The following is a 16,673-nucleotide window of genomic DNA, read 5'->3' as shown; positions in this document are numbered from 1 at the left end:
TTTTTGCGAACAGGATGCTTAATTAGGAGCGGTCGCTTTCCTAGACTTGGTAACACCTGCTACGGACAACCGTTCGTAGCGAAACCAAGACTGGAGGTTCACCATGAAATCGCTCATTCAAGCCATTGCCGTTGCCGCGGTACTCAGCGTCCCGGCCGTTTCGTTTGCTCAGTCGAACGCTAGCGCCGCCGTGAACAACGCCGCTGTGTCTAGCTACGGTGGTGTGGCCGATGGGACGTCGGCGTCGGGTTCACATCATCCGTTTCAAGCACTGGATCATTCGGCCCACTCGCTGGAGCATGCGATCCGTGCATCGATTCGCCCCGACGCCAACGACGGCATGAAACCGATCTACTTTGGTGAGTAATTCACAATGTTTATCAGTCGGCAAAGGCCCGCCGGCAGGCGTGAGCGCCACCCTCAAGATCGAGACTTGATGTCCATGCTTCGAGCCCAGTATTAAAATCGTGAGCGCGCAGGTCACGCTGAAAAGCGTCCCCAAAACCATCCCTGAAGCGCAGGCGAAAGCGATACCGTGCTACTTGTCTCGCGCGTGCTGCTCATGGTTCTCTTCGGTTCGCAAAGACTGACGGGATTCGACGGAACTGTGGGCTACATGGCCAGCGTCGGCAGTCCTGCACCTGGCCTCGCAGCATGGTGGCAGTGGTCATGGAATTCGCTGTCGGTGTGCTGATTGCAATCGGCTTCTACACACACCCGCTCGCATTGCTGCTCGGCCTGTACACGATCGGAACCGCATTCATTGGCCACCGCTATTGGACGATGACCGGAATGGAGCAGTACGCGTACACGATTAACCTCTACACGAACATCGTATCGTCGTCGGCCGTCTGCTGCTCACGGTATCGGGTCCGGGCCGGTTCTCTCTCGACTGGAGACAATCGGACGACATCTTAGCGCTGGCAAGCGTTTCACATGCTTATACGTGAGACGCCTATTCTCACTTCTGCGTGCCTTCCGGCGGTGCTCATGCGCTCACGCTCGACAGCCGGTACATGAGCGCTACCCTTCGTACATCAAAACGCTTATTGCTACAGTGCGGACGCTTCTTTCAAGGATTCGATAGCTGAAGCCGGAATCATCTCACCCGAATTGGACGGATGAATCTTGCTACGACAAAACGGCCGGAATACCTTGTCGCCTTTTCTGATTGGCATCTTCGTGAGCGCACACTGGCCACTGCCGCGCGAGCGGCCTGCCCGCCAGTTCTGGTCGAGATAGCGGCCGCCGGTCGCGTCACTCCATGACACCAGAATGGCTTCCTCATCAACCTTCTCGATAGATACGACAGGATAGCCGCGGTTGCAGAAGGATTTAGCGGGCACGCGAAACGGGACGTTCGCGGATGGCAGGGCGGCCGCACCAGCGACAGTCACGTGGCCAGAATAACCACTTAAGGAGGCGATGATGGCGCTCCATTGCGTTGTATGCTTCATGAGCGGTTCAACTCCCCAGTGCATTTAATATGCGTCTAAGCTGCCCGTTCCCGGCCCGCAGAGCAGTCTTGAGACCGCGCCCTGCCCTCGTAGCATGATAGACATATCTGGCGACTGCGCGGTAACTGTGTCCTCGCCTGCCAAAATCCGGGTCAGGATTTCGGTTGATGCAGTTGCCGGATTGGTCCAGCCCCAAGGCACTGTGCGGGCGCACCGAATTGTAGTCCGCGAGCCACGCTTCGATTCGCTTGCGCACATCGTAAATCACTCTTCGCGGAGCCGGCCGTTGAGGCTCTCGATGTGCGCGTTTTCCATCGGCTTGCACGGAAGGACGAACTGCAGTTTGACGGCATGTTCGTGCGCCCATGCATCGAGCGCCTTGCTGACGAACTCCGGCCCGTTATCAACCTGAGTCAGACTCGGGCGCCGTCCCCGCTGACATAGCTGCTCAAGTACGCGCGCCACGCGAACACCCGTCAGCGAGAAGTCGACCTCGATGTGCGGATACCCACGATTCCATGCGTCAATAATGGTCAGCATCCTGACGCGTCGGCCATTCGACAACGCATCCGCGACGAAGTCCATCGCCCGTAACCCGCTTTCGTTTGATGTCGTTGCCCGAATGGGGCGTAGTTTGGATTTATGTTCTCCAAAATATCTCATTGAAAGACAATTGGAACTTCGCGACAAAGGCCTCTTCGTGAGATTTGTAAGGTGTGGGCCGTACAACAGGGACATGTGCTTGCAAATATAGATTCGTCTGCTGCGACAGACAGACGCATCCCATAGTCCAGTAATAGTGATTTGTGAAATCAGACATTTCATCGCAGAGGTATTACTTACTAATATCTACTTGAATTCTTGATTCGGCGCAACAAAGGCGAGGCGAGCGTGATCGTATGAGGAGAATGCCACAATGAATGATAGATTAGCCCCAGGTATCTGGACTTGCGCTGGACTTGCTGGAACCACATTGCTCTCGGGGTGCAAGTTGGCATTACTCGACCCCAAGGGAAGCGTGGGCGTGGCGGAAAAGCAGCTGATCGCTACCTCCACATGGGCCATGCTGATTGTTGTGATCCCCGTGATCATCCTGACGCTCTGGTTCGCGTACCGCTATCGCGCATCGAACCGTAGCGCCACCTACGCGCCGAAGTGGTCGCACTCGACGGCGATCGAAATCGTCGTCTGGACCATCCCGACGCTGATCATTCTGTTCCTCGGCGTGCTCACGTGGAACACCGCGCACGAGCTCGACCCCTACAAGCCGCTCGAATCCAACGTCAAGCCGATCAACGTCGAAGTTGTGGCGCTCGACTGGAAGTGGCTGTTCATCTACCCGGATCTTGGTATCGCGACGGTGAACCAGCTGGCCGTGCCCGTTGGCACGCCGGTGAACTTCAGCATCACGTCGGACTCGGTGATGAACTCGTTCTTCATCCCGCAGCTTGGCACCCAGGTTTATGCGATGGCTGGCATGCAGACGCGTCTGCACCTGATCGCCGATCACGCTGGCGACTACGCCGGCCTCTCGGCGAACTTCAGCGGCAAGGGCTTCTCGGACATGAAGTTCCGCACGCTCGCCACCAGCCAGCAAGACTTCGACGCGTGGGTCCAGAAGGTGAAGGCGTCGCAGACGCAGCTTTCCATGGATCAATACGCAACGGTCGCACAGCCGAGCGAGAAGGCTCCGGTTGAGTACTTCTCGACGGTCGACCCGAAGCTCTTCAACAACATCATCGCGAAGTACAACAACGGCCACGTCACGAATTTCAGTGACCCGTCGTGCGTGACCAAGGGGTAAACCAGGCATGTTCGGAAAACTTACACTGGATGCCATTCCGTATCACGAGCCGATTATCGTCGGCACGATGATCGGCATGGCGCTCATCGGCGCATTGGTGCTCGGTGGCATCACTTACCTCGGTAAGTGGAAATATCTGTGGACGGAGTGGCTGACGAGCGTCGACCACAAGCGTCTGGGCGTGATGTACATCGTCCTCGCCCTCATTATGCTGCTGCGCGGCTTCGCCGACGCGATCATGATGCGTACCCAGCTCGCGCTCGCGTACAACGCGCCGGGCTATCTGCCGCCGCACCACTACGACCAGATCTTCACTCAACCCCCATAAACTGAAAATCCACCTCAAATGCGTGCCAAGCAAGCCACTCCGGGGGCATGGTAGAGAAATTCGCCAACCAAACCATGTTGCAGGCAGAAAATCGAGTTCCTGCAAGGCGCGCTGCAAATCGCTGCTACGCTCGCTATTCGGACCGGGTGGCTCCTCCAGGAATTTCCCGTAATGGTCGGAGACGATCGCTGCGACAACTCTCGTGGCGAATTCCAACCGATACCCTTCAGACCAATCTATGAAGGGAAAGCAATGAAGGCAGAATCGAAAAATAGCCCCGAGCAGGAAGAACAAGCCGACGATCAGCGCCCAGGGATACAGTCGGTCGAAATCGGGGCGGAGATTATGACGGCGCTTGTGACTTTTGGACGAGCCGTTCCTCTTCGGCAATTAGCGGCGAAATGTGGCATGCCAGTCGGGAAAGTGCACCGCTATCTGGTGAGCCTCACCAGGGCTGGGCTGGTTGAACAGGACTCGGCCGGTGGTCACTACGGGCGTTGGCAGGGCCTCAATCGCGATAGGACTCTCAGGGTTGTGGGCGTGCTCGCCGATGAAGGAGGCCGCACGGGCGATTGCACAACTGAGGTGTTAACGGGCGAGCAGATTTGACCAGTGGGTCAAATTTAGACGCTCGCCAACACTCGGCTACCGCCACACCTCCATCGGCAACAACCCCGCAGCGTCTGTCGCTTTTGAAATGGCTCACTCAACTGTCGACCAGACTTGTTCGCGAGATTGAAAGAGGTCCCAAAATCGCTCTGCAACGACTGTTGGCTCAATGGTCGCATAGCCTTGATCACGAAGCGTGCCTCTGACTGCGCCAAAGATCACCACCTCGCCAACATAGACGCCCTCGTCCTTGAGTCTGCTGTGCAGTAAGCCGGTAAGCTTGTGCTGGGCGGCCTTGGTGACCGCGACGCCCATTGAACGAATCGCGACGACGGCATTGTCAATTTTGGGATCGTACAACGCAGCACCGCCACCGGTGATAAGAACGGCGCCTTGACCGTTAGCGTTACGCAGGTCGGGCAACGCAAGTTGAACTGCCTCCACGAGATTAGTCACACCTAGCGTCAGCAACGTGCTCAGTTCGGCGACGTCCACGCTGGCGAGGTCGCCAGCGATCGGACTGTAGGCGTTCCAGTGCAGCACGGTGATTGGCCCCATTCGTTCGCGAACTTGACCGATCATTCTGGTGATTGCGGACCTATCCGAGAGATCGCAGGGAAAGGCCTGCGCAAGTACGCCAGCTCTGGCGAATTCATCTGCGGCCTTTGATAGCCTAGCGCCATCGCGGGCTACCAAAGCAAGCTGGAAGCCTTCGGCCCCGAACCTGCCGGCAACAGCGCGAGAAACGGCGACGCCGTAACCGCAAATGATGATCGTCTTGTTCGTGGTGGAAGGGTTAGAAGCCATGTCTCTGAGCCTTTCTAATTTCTTCAGTTTCCCGGCTTTGGTCAATGGCATGTTCGTCGTGACGTACCAAGCCGGTCGGAAGACGTTCGCGCCGTGATACCGCCGCACGCTACGACTGACGGACGTCCAGGACAATCCGGCGGAGTTCCATGACTGCCAGTTTCCATTCGCCGTCGATCAGCTTCCATGTGTCATGATAGAACCCATAGCCGTGGACGGTGTTCGTGGGATTTCTGCCTTCCGCCGGGAAGATTTGCAGATCTTCCATCGACCAAATAGCGTGCGCTTCCGTATCGGACTTCAATTCAATTTCAGAGTTGTGAAGTTGATGGATGGTTTGTGCGCTTGCGAAGCCGTTACGAGTCACCGAGGAGAGTTCCGCTATCGAAGAGAAGTGATACTGCGGAGAGCCATCGACATTGTAAAAGGTGACGCTAGCATCCGGGATGAATAGGTTTTCCCATTCATCGAATTTCTTCGTATCTAGGTATCGGCAATACTGAGCCTTTCGTTGCCGGATTTCTTCAATTTCTTCAACTGGTAGTGACATTTCAATAACCTCGACTTTGGGTGTTGTGGATCTGATGAGCTCTAGGTGCTGAATCGTTTGGTTGGTAGGGAGTATATTGATCGAATACAGCTGGACAAGTGGTGGCAACTTGGACAGACTGTTCATTCGCGTCGTACAGTCGCTTCTGCGAGAATTCATTGTTTGGAGAGTCGCCATGGACCGCTTTGATGCGATGCTCGCCTTTGTTCGGGTGGTGCAATTTTCGAGCTTCAGTCAAGCAGCAATTTCACTGAACATGGCGAAGACAACTGTTTCTTCCCAAGTCAGTGCGCTTGAGCGGCATCTCGGTGTGCAGCTTCTCAATAGGACGACCCGTCATGTAGTTCCGACTGAAGAGGGGGCTGCCTATTACGACCGCGCGGTTTCGCTCCTGTCAGAATTAGAGGAAACCGAAGCCGCTACAACAGCTTCGAAAGCTCAACCAAAAGGCCGACTCCGAGTTGATATGTCGCCAGCTGTGGGGCATCACATCGTAATTCCCGCACTGGGATCTTTTGTAGACAGTTACCCCGAAATCACGCTCGAAATCGGATGCAACGATCGACCAGTTGATCTTGTGTCGGAGGGGATCGATTGCGTGATCAGAGGCAATCTAATTCATGACGAGTCACTGGTTGCGCGAAAGCTCGGGACATTCGATCTGGCGATATGTGCATCACCGAAATATTTGGAGCGATTTGGAACGCCCAAGACGCCTCATGAGCTTGAGGAGCATCAGATCTGCCGCTTCTTTTCATCAAGGAGCGGTCGATTTTTTGACTACAACTTTACAAAAGACGGGATTCGATCAAGCGTCCGAGGCCGTCATCGCGTAGCTTTTAACAGCATCGAATCGTGTCTGCACGGGGCAATTTCTGGCCTTGGTATTGTCTTGTCGCCACTTTATTTGCTCGAGGAACATCTCCAGAGCGGCCGGCTCGAGCGCATCCTTGTCGATCACCAAATTGACGGCATCCCCGTCAATCTCCTCTATCCGCAGCACCGAATGCTAACCTCCAAGTTGAAGGCCTTCAGGTCTTGGGCCGAACAGTTATTTGCTGCTACGAAGCATGTGACACCACCGAATTAGAGTGGCTAACACCACCGATCCACGAAGCGTGCGCAGATGATCGCTGCCGCCAATTTCAGCAGCGCTTCATGGATATCCAGCCGTCGTTTAAAGCGGATTCGTAGCTTGCCAAAGCCTGCAAACCATCCGTGCGTCCGCTCCACTACCCAGCGGTGCTTGCCCAGTCGCTCGCTGCTTTCAATCCCCCGCCTGCCAATCCGGCTGACAACGCCTCTCAGCCTCAGGTGCTGGCGGCAACGCTGGTAGTCATACCCCGCCACATAGTTATACAACCGCATTTCACGGCGCAGCTTTTCAACGTGGTCGGGCCAGCTTGCCACCTTGTACACCGCATCAGGCATCACATCACATTCGATACGTCCCTCGGCGATCAGACTCCTGACGGTGTTAAGTCCCAGCATCATTTCGGCAAAGTACGCTTGAGCGTTGGCCTCGCCGTATCGCACGACGAGCTCGGCGAAAGGAACCCGTCCTCCAGAAATTCTCGCGAAACTTTCGTTTCTGCCGCTGCATCCCCAAGCTACCTGATTTGCTTCGAGCACTATAGCGAGAATGCCATGTTCCTTCGCGAGAAAGTACGCGCAAGCCGTTTGATTGCACTCAGGAACCGCAATCCAAACTTGATATTCAAAATTCCGCTCTCGAGATTCGGACGACTTTGCTGCGCTGGTGTATGCGGGCCATCGCCTATAACTAGATTTCATCCAGCACTGAAAGTACGGCCCGTACGCCGGCAGACACTCTGTCTGGATGCCACACCGCTGCAATCTTAAGCTCGAGATGTTCGCTTTGGTCCGAGATGGTTTTGAAGACCACCTTCGGATGCGGACAGCTACGAACCTGTTCCGGCAGCAATGCAACCCCCATCCCGGCCGCGACAAGGCTAACCATACTCGCTGTTTGCCACGCCTCCATTGCAATCCGTGGACTGAAACCCGCTGTCTCGCAGGCGAGCATGACTTTCGTGTGCAATGCGGGAATGCGATCCGGTGGAAACGTCATAAAAGGCTCATCGGACAGATCTTTCAGTCGTATCGTTCGTGCCTTGGCGCGCGGGTGGTCGATCGGAAGCGCCACGACGAATCGCTCTGAGCAAATCTCACGTAGGGCAAAGTCTGCGGCGTTGTTGATGGGTAGCCGGACAACGCCGACATCAATGCGCTCAGCCGCAAGGCTCGCGATCTGTTCGGTTGACGCAAGCTCGCGCAGCTCTATGTGAATTGCTGGGAAGCGTCGGCGTAGTTCCCGAAGGATGCGGGGCAGGATCTCGAAGCTCGCCGAACCGACGAAGCCGATTGTGACGCGCCCACTCGGCCCGTCCTCTGCGTGCCGTGCGGCGTCGATGGCGCGTTGGCCTGCCAGCAGAAGCTCACGGGCTTCGTCCAGAAACACGCTGCCAGCCGGTGTCAGTGCCACGTAATGGCGGGAACGTTTAAATAAGGATACGCCAACAATTTCCTCGAGATGCTTGATCGCTTGGCTCAATGGCGGTTGCGCCATGTGTAGTCGGGCCGCGGCGCGGCCAAAATGCAGTTCCTCGGCAACTGCGATGAACTGTCGGAGCAGGCGTGCTTGTATCATGGTGATACAAAGAATATATCAAAACTGGGAAAAGTCATATTGGACGTTCATCGCTTAAGCGGCGAGCATATAAGTAAAAAATTGACGTAACACCTCGCCGTCCGCCGTCACTGATGGGGTGGACATCTATCTGGAAGCGTCCGGTCATGAACGGGCGTGAGCCGATCAGGACGACGATGCGTGGTCTGGACCAATTCAAGTTCATAAGGACAGTCACTGACGCACGGTTCAGGCCAGGAAGCTGAGCGGTATGGCGATGAACATGTCGCAAGTAGGCAGCGACATAGAACGATAACAGATGTCAGTCGTCGCCGAGTCCGTTGTGACCAAGGGTGCCGGACATGTGCCACAAGCAGCTCGGGAACGGGAATTGAGGTTTTTTATTTTAGGCGAGGAGGGCTCAACTAGGACATTGAGTTTCAAGAAATATTGGAAGGCACGGCCGATATTGTTGAGTTTTTGATGTAAATATAGTTCGACATGCTATGTAAAAACAAATAATGCAAAGGAGTATTTCAGAAACACCTTTATCAAAAAATTATGAAATCGTTTGGAAATCGCACAATGAAAAAGTCTCTTCTTGCGTTCGCCGTGCTCGTCGCGTTCACGGGCGGTGCCCATGCACAGAGCAGCGTAACGCTATATGGCATCATTGATGAAGGTTTCAATCTCAACACCAATTCGGGTGGCAAGCATCTGTACAACTTGTCGAATGGCGTGATGCAGGCCAGCCGCTTCGGTTTGCGCGGTGCCGAAGACCTTGGTGGCGGCCTGAAGGCAGTGTTTGTTCTTGAGAACGGCTTCGACGTGAACTCCGGCAAGCTCGGTCAAGGTGGTCTGATGTTCGGCCGCCAAGCATACGCAGGCCTGAGCAGCAGGCGGTTCGGTACTGTCACGCTGGGCCGCCAGTATGACGCTGTTGTCGATAATTTGGGGCCGCTGATTGCCGGTGACCAGTGGGGCGGCAGCATCGCCGCACACCCGGGTGATCTCGACAATTTCAACAACGCGTATCGCTCCAACAACACCGTTAAATTCAGAAGCGCAGATTACGGTGGTCTGAACTTCACAGGCACATATAGTTTCGGAGGTGTCGCTGGTAATTCCTCGGAAAACCAGATATGGTCGCTGGCTGCTGGTTACAACAATGGCCCGCTGACACTTGGTGTCGGATACCTGAACGCGCGAACGCCGTCTAACGCCGGTGGCCTTTTCGAAAATAGCACATCGACTTCAACTGCCGCTACGGTCACGACACCGGTCTATTCAGGCTACGTGAGCGCGAACACGTACCAAGTAATCGGAGCCGGTGGTGCCTACACTCTGGGCGCAGCGACTTTCGGCATGACGTACTCGAACGTCAGTTTCCGCAACTTGGGGGCGAACGGTGCGACGATCTACCAACACGGGACGAATGCAACGTTCAACAACGTTGAAGCAAGTTTCAAGTACCAATTTACACCGGCGCTACTGGCAGGTTTCGCATTCGACTATACGGACGGCAGCGGTGTCACGCTGACAAACGGCTCGAACACGGATGGTGCGAAGTATTTCCAATACAGCCTGGGCGTAGACTATTTCCTTTCGAAGCGCACTGATGTCTACGTCATCGGCGTGTACCAGCATGCTTCAGGCTCTGATTCGACCGGAAAGAGCGCTGTGGCCGCGATCAATACCCTGGCGGCGTCGGGCAACAGCAATCAACTCAACGCGCGCATTGGTATTCGGCACAAGTTTTAACTTGCGTGCGTTCCTGCCGCTCGCTGGTGGGCGACGTTGCACCGGCGAGTTTCTGTTTGAACAACCGCGGTGCGCCCAGGAGGTAGCGTCTGGCGAACGAAAAGCTGGAGTGCCGCGGAAGAATGGTTTGGAGCGCACCTTGTAGGCCAATTGAGCACGGTCCGATCTCTATGTGTCGCGATAGTGAGGTCTTTCTTACGATTTGTGAATGGGGTGGAAAGCGGACAGCCGAAATTGTCTATTAATTAGTTAATCTAGCTATGATCTTTCGGGGAAAGGCACGGTTAATTGTAGGAGTTGTGTATGTTGGATCGACAGCAATTGGAAACGTTTGCCACTGTTTTGGAGTGCCAGCACTTCAGGAAAGCTGCAGCGCTACTGAACATCTCGCCAGGAGCGGTGTCGCAGCGGATCAAAAGCCTTGAAGCCGCGGTCGGGGCAGTGCTCTTGATGCGCGACCCGACTGTCATCCCCACTCGTGCAGGCGAAGCGATTCTTCGCTACATCATGGCGATGCGCCTGCTTGAGGACGAAACGCTTGAACTCATCAAGCCGGGAAAATTCCCTCCCGTGAATATTGCGATCGCCGTCAACGCCGATTCATTTGCGACATCGTTTGAACCTGTTTCATGGAAGCTCGGCATGCAACACATCGGGCTCGATATTATCGTCGACGATCAAGACCACACGGTGACTGCATTGGCACGCGGTGACGTCAAGGGATGCATTTCGACACAACGGGAGCCGCCTATCGGATTCCAGGCTGACTTTGCTGGAGGGATGCGTTACCGATGCGTTGCGACGCCAGGGTTCATCGTAACGCATCTTCCCACGGGTATGACGCTGCCAGCCATACTGGACGTTCCGGCGATACTGTTTGATCGCAACGATGCGATTCACGACAAATTTCTTTCGACCGAGCATCAGACTTAGTTGGTCGACCCTGCAATAAGCCCGCACTCCACATGAACACTGGGTTTGCGCCGGTGTTGAGCGGCATCGAAGCCCCGAGAACCGTCACGGTATCTGCTCCTTTCGCAGCGATTGCCTATCTGCCAAGAATCCCGCGCTGGCGCGAAATGATCCAAGAAATCTGATCTCCAGACTTAGTGATTGTCAGATGTTGCCCCTGTCGACGCTCGATCAACGGCTTCCACGGCACCAAGCTGAAGCCCTTGCCGTCATCCGGCATGGCGTAGCGCCCGCTGGTCAGTATGACGCTACGGCGGTAAATGCCCGTCACGCGCTGACCATCGGCCACGGGACGGTGCTCCAGGCCGGTTTCGCCCGCAATGTCCTTAGCGGCCTGCTTTACATCATGCTCGCGAAGCGTTGCCAGCAAGTTGCGCGCCAGAATCACGCGCTGCCTGCGCCGCTCGGCAAGTCCTTGCTCTGTCAGGAAATCCGCACGCTGCTGTAACGCCCGCTTGGCTTCACTGCCAAAGCCCAAGTCCCCCAACCCCTTGCCGCCGCAGATCAATTGCTGATCCAGCCACGTGGCGCCGATCACGCGGGCCTGCCGCTCAATAGGCAGGTGGGATTTCAGTTCCATTGCCCACGCCCCGCTTGGCGCCGATGCACACGGCCCTCATATCACAAGTCCACCCGCATTGTTAAGGACCACAACGCCAGCGGGAAGACATGCACGAAATGGCGCGAGCGCCTGAACAAGGGCACGCCGATGATCTGCTCGAGGTGCTTGATGACCTGACTACCTAGTGGCTGAGTGCCATGTACAGCCACGCCGAAGCGCGGCTGAAACGCGATTCCTCGACCACGGGGCCGAATTGCCAGAGCAAGCATGCCTGGATCATGGTGAGACAAAAACGATATCACGGGCCAAAAAAGTCATATTGGACATCCACCTTCCTAGCGACGACGATAGGAATCGCCGCTGACGAGTCGTCGCTGGAAGTTCGTTGCTATTCCGGCACAAACGCAGCATCACAGCAAACGTCGGTCTACTTTCAGAGTAACGCTCCATGGATCAGAAACACAGCCGCGATCTGCGCGATCGGCAATTGCCCGCTCTCGCTTCATTGATTGACAGTCTTGGTATCGATACTGGTTCACTCGGCCAGGTTAGCCTTGATGGCGATGAACTACTCATCCGATCGCCGCATCGCCTTGTGGATGCGGTGGGAACCGCCCAGCTGCTTATTGGAGCCGCGGCCGCGAATATCTGGCACGCGCGAACAGGAAAAACTACCGATGTCACCGTCGATACGATAGACGCCCTGCATTCGCTTCATCCTTCGCATTATCTCTGGCAAGGCGGCGAGTGGTTTGAGGTCGGTGCTGAGCATATGCCGGTTAACGGCTACCATCCGACCAGCGACGGGTGTCAGGTAGTCCTGTGGGCTGGACCGCCATACCAGAAGCTGTTGAACGGCTATCTGAACTTCTTCGATTGCGGGAACAATCGCAAGTCGATCGACGCGGCAACCGCCCGTTACACTGCTGCGGACCTCGAATCAGCGCTTTCGGAATTGGGACTCCCCGCCTGCCGCGCGTTCTCTCCGGAAGAATGGCGCGCGCATCCTCAGGGTACAGCCCTGGGCGCCACACCAGTCATCGAGATCGAGAAGATCTCAGACAGCGATCCCGTGCCGTTTCAGTCGTCGCCGTCGGGTGTGCTTGACGGCATACGCGTACTTGACTTTGCACACGTGCTAGCTGGGCCACATAGCACGCAGACTCTAGCTGAGTTCGGCGCGGAGGTGTTGCACATTACCAGCCCAGCCCGCGCAGATACCCTTGCGCAGCATCTTAGCGTCGATATGGGCAAGTACTGTGCCTACCTCAATCTTGCCCACGCACCGCAACTTCAACGCATGCACGACCTCGCGGCGCAAGCGGATGTGTTTGTCTGCAGCTACCGGCCGGGCGTCACGCGCCGATTCGGCCTAACTCCTGAGGAGCTCGCCGGGCGCTCGAAGAAGGGTATCGTCGTAGCGTCGGTTAATGCATACGGCCACAGTGGCCCATGGGCAGGACGAGCGGGCTTCGACCCACATGGCCAGGCCGCGTCGGGCTTTTCGAGTACCGAAGGCGGAGGAACGGTAACCCCAAAATTCTCGCCGGTGTTTTATCTGAACGACCTGTTGACCGGTTATTTTGCCGCGGCTGGCATGCTCGTCGCGCTCAAGCGGCGCGCCACCGAAGGGGGTTCCTATCACGTGAAAGTCTCCCTCACCCGAAGTGCAATGTGGGTGCAGGATCTCGGCCTTCTCGACGACGCTACTATTTCCGGATTGCCGTCGACGGATATATACCCATGCCACACAACTACTTCTGTAACGGCGTTCGGTGAGGTGAAAACGTTGACGAACCCGTTGCGCTTCTCGTCTTTGCCATTGCCCCACCACGAGCGCCTCGTTCCCTATGGCGCCGACCAGCCACAATGGCAGTCCGAATGAACGCACTCACCGATGCTTCCTCGGTACTCGATAAAGTTTAGTAAATTGAAACGGTGCCAAAGATCAGAGGCGTAGTGATTAGGGGAAAGTCTGCGATCTGGTTCCCCGTGTAGGAGATCATCAACGAGTTGGATCGCAGCCTTTCCACGATACGAACCAGTGGTAGCTTCATTTATGCCGTAATCGTGTTGTTAAGCTCCGCATCTGACAGAATCTATAAAACCTCGGTCTAACCGGGTTCCATGCGGCACAGGAGACACATAATGCAACTTAGCGAGACTCAAGATTCTTTCCCGGATTCCGGGATCGAGCGGCGAATTTTAGTCAAAATTAGTGCTCGTCTGATGCCAGCACTTATGCTTGGCATATTTGTTTCATACATCGACCGCGCAAATTTGGGCGTTTTATTCGGACCATTATCGAAAGATCTCGGCCTGACAGCATCCAGCTTCGGACTGGCAGCAGGGCTCTTTTATGTCGGATATCTGCTTTTCGAGATTCCGTCGAACATGGGCATGGTCAGATTTGGCGCGCGTGTCTGGATTGCTCGCATTATGATTACCTGGGGTGCGGTTACAGTCACACTAGCCGCAACACAAGGTACGACGTCGCTTTATATATTGCGAATTCTCCTTGGCGTGGCTGAGGCTGGTTACTATCCAGGTGTGGTCTTCTTCCTGACCCTCTGGTTTCCGCCGCGCATGCTTACCAGAGCGTATGCAACGCTCACGATCTGTGTCCCCATCTCTCTCGCTGTTGGTTCCATTCTGACTTCCCTGATGCTTGGGATGCACGGTATCGCCGGACTTGCTGGCTGGCGTTGGGTTTTCATTCTGCAGGGTTTGCCCGCGATACTGCTTGGATTCTTCACCTTCCTGGCACTACCGGACCGCCCCGGCAACGCAAAGTGGCTCTCGAATGAAGAGAAGAACTATCTCACTACGCAGTTGCCCGTCGCCCGCGAAGCTGAATCCGTAAATCTTCGCCATCTTCCTTCAATCCTTCGGAGCAGATCCGCATGGGTACTCTCTTTTCTGTATTTCTCGACGCTCATCGGTGTTTGGGCAGTAACTTTTTTCCTGCCAAAGATCGTACAGGAACGGCTTCACGTTGGTTCCGTCGACGCGGGACTCATCTCTTCGATCCCGTGGATTTGCGCAGCAATTCTAACTTTCATCGTTGGACGCACATCTGAACGACCGGCCACTCGCCGCTGGCATATGCTGATCTTGCTTGGACTCGCGGCAATCGGGTTGTTTACGAGCGCAACTGTCGATTCACCTTATACGGCAATCGCTGGCCTATGCTTTGGGGCCGCGGGTATGCAGGCGGCTGTTCCGCTATTCTGGACCATTCCGACTTCGATGTTTCGAGGTGCGAGCGCAGCGATCGCGATCGCGCTAATTAATTCCCTTGGCAACACTAGCGGGCTGGCCGGGCCGTGGCTCTTTGGCATATTTCGCGATCTTACGGGCAGCAGTAGCGTTGGGCTTTATGCCATCTCGGCTTTCACTCTCGTCGCGGCCGTCCTTTCTTTTGCTATGAGCACCGTCGCAGACGCAGCTCAAAAGATCGGGGGCGCGGAATAAGAGCGAGCATATGAATCGATTTTTCCCGATGCAATCACATTGCGGCACTGAGCTCATACCACCAGAGGGTTAGTTGAGGTCAATGTCCTTTCGCTCTCTCGATGCCGACACCCTTGCGGGAATTCAATGAGAACCTGCAAGTTAGTACCTGATTCAAGAGGAGTACACCCCATGCAACACTTTGAGCTATATATCAATGGTGAATCACGGCCGTCTTCTTCGGGAGAATGGTTCGAAACAGATAATCCATTTACCGGTGCGCCTTGGGCAAAAATCGCCAAAGGTAATGCAGCAGACGTCGATAGCGCAGTGCAGGCCGCTCATGCGGCATTCAGCACGGGCCCGTGGTCACAACTGACGCCAAGCCAGCGGGGCCGACTGCTTCACCGGGTTGGTGATCTAATCGCCCGAGACGCACGCAAGCTCGCGGAAATCGAGACGCGTGACAACGGCAAGCTCCTAGCGGAGATGTATGGCCAGTGTCAGTATTTGCCGCAGTGGTACTACTACTTCGGTGGCCTCGCGGACAAGATTCAGGGAACGGTCATCCCTCTTGACAAGAAAGGATACTTTAACTTTACACGCAATGAACCGCTCGGCGTTGTCGCGGCGATTACGCCGTGGAACTCACCACTGATGCTGGCGACCTGGAAGATCGCCCCTGCGCTCGCGGCTGGCTGCACTGTCGTTCTTAAGCCCTCAGAATTCACATCAGCCTCAGCCATCGAATTCGCAAAGCTCTTCACCGAAGCGGGTTTTCCGCCCGGAGTCATTAACGTCGTTACGGGCTTCGGAAAAGATGTCGGATCACCCCTCGTCGATCACCCTCTTGTCAAGAAAATTACCTTCACCGGGGCCGATTCGACCGGGCGAGCCATCAACGAAGCGGCGGCTCGCCAGTTCAAGCACGTCAGTCTCGAACTCGGCGGAAAATCTCCAAATATCGTATTTGAAGACGCCGATCTCGATGACGCTGTGAATGGAGCTGTTTCGGGAATTTTCGCTGCGACCGGACAGACCTGCATTGCTGGCTCGCGTCTCTTGGTACAGGACAGCACATATGAGCTGTTCGTCGAGAGACTGCTCTCACTCGCGAGCACAGCGCGGATGGGGGACCCGTCAAGTCCTGACACCCAGGTTGGCCCGGTTACAACGCGCCCTCAGTACGAAAAGGTCTTGCACTACATCGATGTCGCAAAGCAGGACGGCGCAACGCTGCTACTCGGAGGCAAACGAGGTACAGCGCCCGAATGCGGCAATGGCTGGTTCGTAGAGCCGACGATTTTTGGCGATGTCAAGAATAGCATGCGCATTGCCCAGGAAGAGGTCTTCGGGCCGGTGCTGTCAATCATTCGCTTCAAGGATGAATCGGAAGCGGTCGAAATCGCAAACGACGTGCGCTTCGGCCTGGGGGCCGGTGTCTGGACGAAGGATATTGGCCGGTCGATCCGTGTGGCCGAACAAATTCAGGCTGGCACAGTCTGGGTCAACAGTTACCGGGCTGTCAGCTATATGTCACCATTTGGCGGTTATAAGGACTCCGGGCTCGGCCGAGAAAACGGCATCAGCGCGATCCAGGAATATCTTCAGACGAAGAGTGTCTGGATCAACACTGGAATAGCGAGCGCGAACCCATTTCTCATGCGCTAACGGCGCGCGCGTATATCTCGTGGTCTACCGGATATATGCGCGATCACTC

At 55.6% G+C, this 16,673-nt stretch carries 15 protein-coding genes and 4 pseudogenes; 11 read left to right on the top strand and 8 right to left on the bottom strand.

What is annotated here, in order from left to right; genetic code table 11:
* Nucleotides 1-103: 103 nt before the first annotated feature.
* Nucleotides 104-367 carry a hypothetical protein gene (locus E1956_RS45335; protein ID WP_134760616.1) on the top strand — a complete coding sequence of 88 codons (264 nt, stop codon included), beginning with the start codon at nt 104-106 and terminating at the stop codon, nt 365-367.
* Nucleotides 368-562: 195 nt separating this feature from the next.
* Nucleotides 563-950: pseudogene (locus tag E1956_RS45330) on the top strand (DoxX family protein).
* Between the two features lie 102 nt (nt 951-1,052).
* Here the strand turns inward: E1956_RS45330 and E1956_RS45325 are convergent.
* Genes E1956_RS45325 through E1956_RS46615 form a run of 3 tightly spaced genes read right to left on the bottom strand, consistent with a single transcriptional unit; the run spans nt 1,053 to nt 2,042 of the window.
* A complete protein-coding gene (locus E1956_RS45325; RefSeq protein WP_134760614.1) occupies nt 1,053-1,457 on the bottom strand; it encodes a DUF3331 domain-containing protein in 405 nt (134 codons plus the stop codon).
* 7 nt (nt 1,458-1,464) lie between these two features.
* Nucleotides 1,465-1,824 carry an integrase core domain-containing protein gene (locus E1956_RS47930; protein ID WP_134760612.1) on the bottom strand — a complete coding sequence of 120 codons (360 nt, stop codon included), beginning with the start codon at nt 1,822-1,824 and terminating at the stop codon, nt 1,465-1,467.
* Nucleotides 1,722-2,042 carry a DDE-type integrase/transposase/recombinase gene (locus E1956_RS46615; RefSeq protein ID WP_167760365.1) on the bottom strand — a complete coding sequence of 107 codons (321 nt, stop codon included), beginning with the start codon at nt 2,040-2,042 and terminating at the stop codon, nt 1,722-1,724. The genes E1956_RS47930 and E1956_RS46615 overlap by 103 nt, the downstream gene beginning before the upstream one ends.
* A 331-nt stretch (nt 2,043-2,373) precedes the next feature.
* Here E1956_RS46615 and cyoA point away from each other — a divergent pair, with 331 nt between their 5' ends.
* The 3 genes and pseudogenes from cyoA (at nt 2,374) to E1956_RS45300 (ending at nt 4,198) form a co-directional block, all read left to right on the top strand.
* The gene (gene cyoA, locus E1956_RS45310; RefSeq protein ID WP_134760608.1) at nt 2,374-3,261 is read left to right on the top strand and encodes a ubiquinol oxidase subunit II; all 888 of its coding nucleotides are present in this window, start codon (nt 2,374-2,376) and stop codon (nt 3,259-3,261) included.
* A 7-nt stretch (nt 3,262-3,268) separates the two neighbouring features.
* Nucleotides 3,269-3,577, top strand: a pseudogene (locus E1956_RS45305) (cytochrome o ubiquinol oxidase subunit I); the annotation flags it as partial.
* 183 nt (nt 3,578-3,760) lie between these two features.
* Nucleotides 3,761-4,198 carry a helix-turn-helix domain-containing protein gene (locus tag E1956_RS45300; RefSeq protein ID WP_134760606.1) on the top strand — a complete coding sequence of 146 codons (438 nt, stop codon included), beginning with the start codon at nt 3,761-3,763 and terminating at the stop codon, nt 4,196-4,198.
* A gap of 93 nt (nt 4,199-4,291) precedes the next feature.
* On the opposite strand, the gene E1956_RS45295 is transcribed toward E1956_RS45300, so the two are convergent.
* Both E1956_RS45295 and E1956_RS45290 read right to left on the bottom strand, forming a co-directional pair.
* Nucleotides 4,292-5,056, bottom strand: a complete 765-nt coding sequence (locus E1956_RS45295; RefSeq protein WP_134760604.1) for an SDR family NAD(P)-dependent oxidoreductase — start codon at nt 5,054-5,056, stop codon at nt 4,292-4,294.
* A 58-nt stretch (nt 5,057-5,114) separates the two neighbouring features.
* On the bottom strand, nt 5,115-5,681 hold the full coding sequence (locus tag E1956_RS45290) for a nuclear transport factor 2 family protein (RefSeq protein ID WP_167760364.1): 567 nt from the start codon (nt 5,679-5,681) through the stop codon (nt 5,115-5,117).
* A gap of 49 nt (nt 5,682-5,730) precedes the next feature.
* On the opposite strand from E1956_RS45290, the gene E1956_RS45285 reads away from it, so the two are divergent.
* Complete coding sequence (locus tag E1956_RS45285) at nt 5,731-6,645, top strand: LysR family transcriptional regulator (RefSeq protein WP_134760600.1); 915 nt, start codon at nt 5,731-5,733, stop codon at nt 6,643-6,645.
* A 5-nt stretch (nt 6,646-6,650) separates the two neighbouring features.
* Here the strand turns inward: E1956_RS45285 and E1956_RS45280 are convergent.
* A pseudogene (locus E1956_RS45280) lies at nt 6,651-6,956 on the bottom strand (transposase); the annotation flags it as partial.
* 382 nt (nt 6,957-7,338) lie between these two features.
* Nucleotides 7,339-8,226: a LysR substrate-binding domain-containing protein gene (locus tag E1956_RS45275; RefSeq protein ID WP_134760598.1), complete on the bottom strand. Its 888-nt coding sequence runs from the start codon at nt 8,224-8,226 to the stop codon at nt 7,339-7,341.
* 564 nt (nt 8,227-8,790) lie between these two features.
* On the opposite strand from E1956_RS45275, the gene E1956_RS45270 reads away from it, so the two are divergent.
* A complete protein-coding gene (locus E1956_RS45270) occupies nt 8,791-9,966 on the top strand; it encodes a porin (RefSeq protein ID WP_134760596.1) in 1,176 nt (391 codons plus the stop codon).
* 303 nt (nt 9,967-10,269) lie between these two features.
* A complete protein-coding gene (locus E1956_RS45265; RefSeq protein WP_134760594.1) occupies nt 10,270-10,899 on the top strand; it encodes an ArgP/LysG family DNA-binding transcriptional regulator in 630 nt (209 codons plus the stop codon).
* Nucleotides 10,900-11,014: 115 nt separating this feature from the next.
* On the opposite strand, the pseudogene E1956_RS45260 reads toward E1956_RS45265, so the two are convergent.
* Nucleotides 11,015-11,530: pseudogene (locus tag E1956_RS45260) on the bottom strand (DUF3363 domain-containing protein); the annotation flags it as partial.
* 418 nt (nt 11,531-11,948) lie between these two features.
* Between E1956_RS45260 and E1956_RS45255 the strand changes: the two are divergent.
* The 3 genes from E1956_RS45255 (at nt 11,949) to E1956_RS45245 (ending at nt 16,624) form a co-directional block, all read left to right on the top strand.
* Nucleotides 11,949-13,385, top strand: coding sequence for a CoA transferase (locus E1956_RS45255; RefSeq protein WP_134760592.1), 1,437 nt, complete (start codon nt 11,949-11,951; stop codon nt 13,383-13,385).
* Nucleotides 13,386-13,648: 263 nt separating this feature from the next.
* Entirely contained in the window at nt 13,649-14,974 is a 1,326-nt protein-coding gene (locus E1956_RS45250; RefSeq protein ID WP_134760590.1) for an MFS transporter, read from the top strand.
* A gap of 171 nt (nt 14,975-15,145) precedes the next feature.
* A complete protein-coding gene (locus E1956_RS45245; RefSeq protein WP_134760588.1) occupies nt 15,146-16,624 on the top strand; it encodes an aldehyde dehydrogenase in 1,479 nt (492 codons plus the stop codon).
* The last annotated feature ends 49 nt before the right edge of the window (nt 16,625-16,673 follow it).

Source organism: Paraburkholderia pallida, assembly GCF_004524855.1.
In the GTDB taxonomy this organism is placed as follows: Bacteria; Pseudomonadota; Gammaproteobacteria; order Burkholderiales; family Burkholderiaceae; genus Paraburkholderia; species Paraburkholderia oxyphila.
The sequence above is the reverse complement of the archived record's forward strand: the minus strand, read 5'-3'. Positions and strand labels throughout refer to the sequence as shown.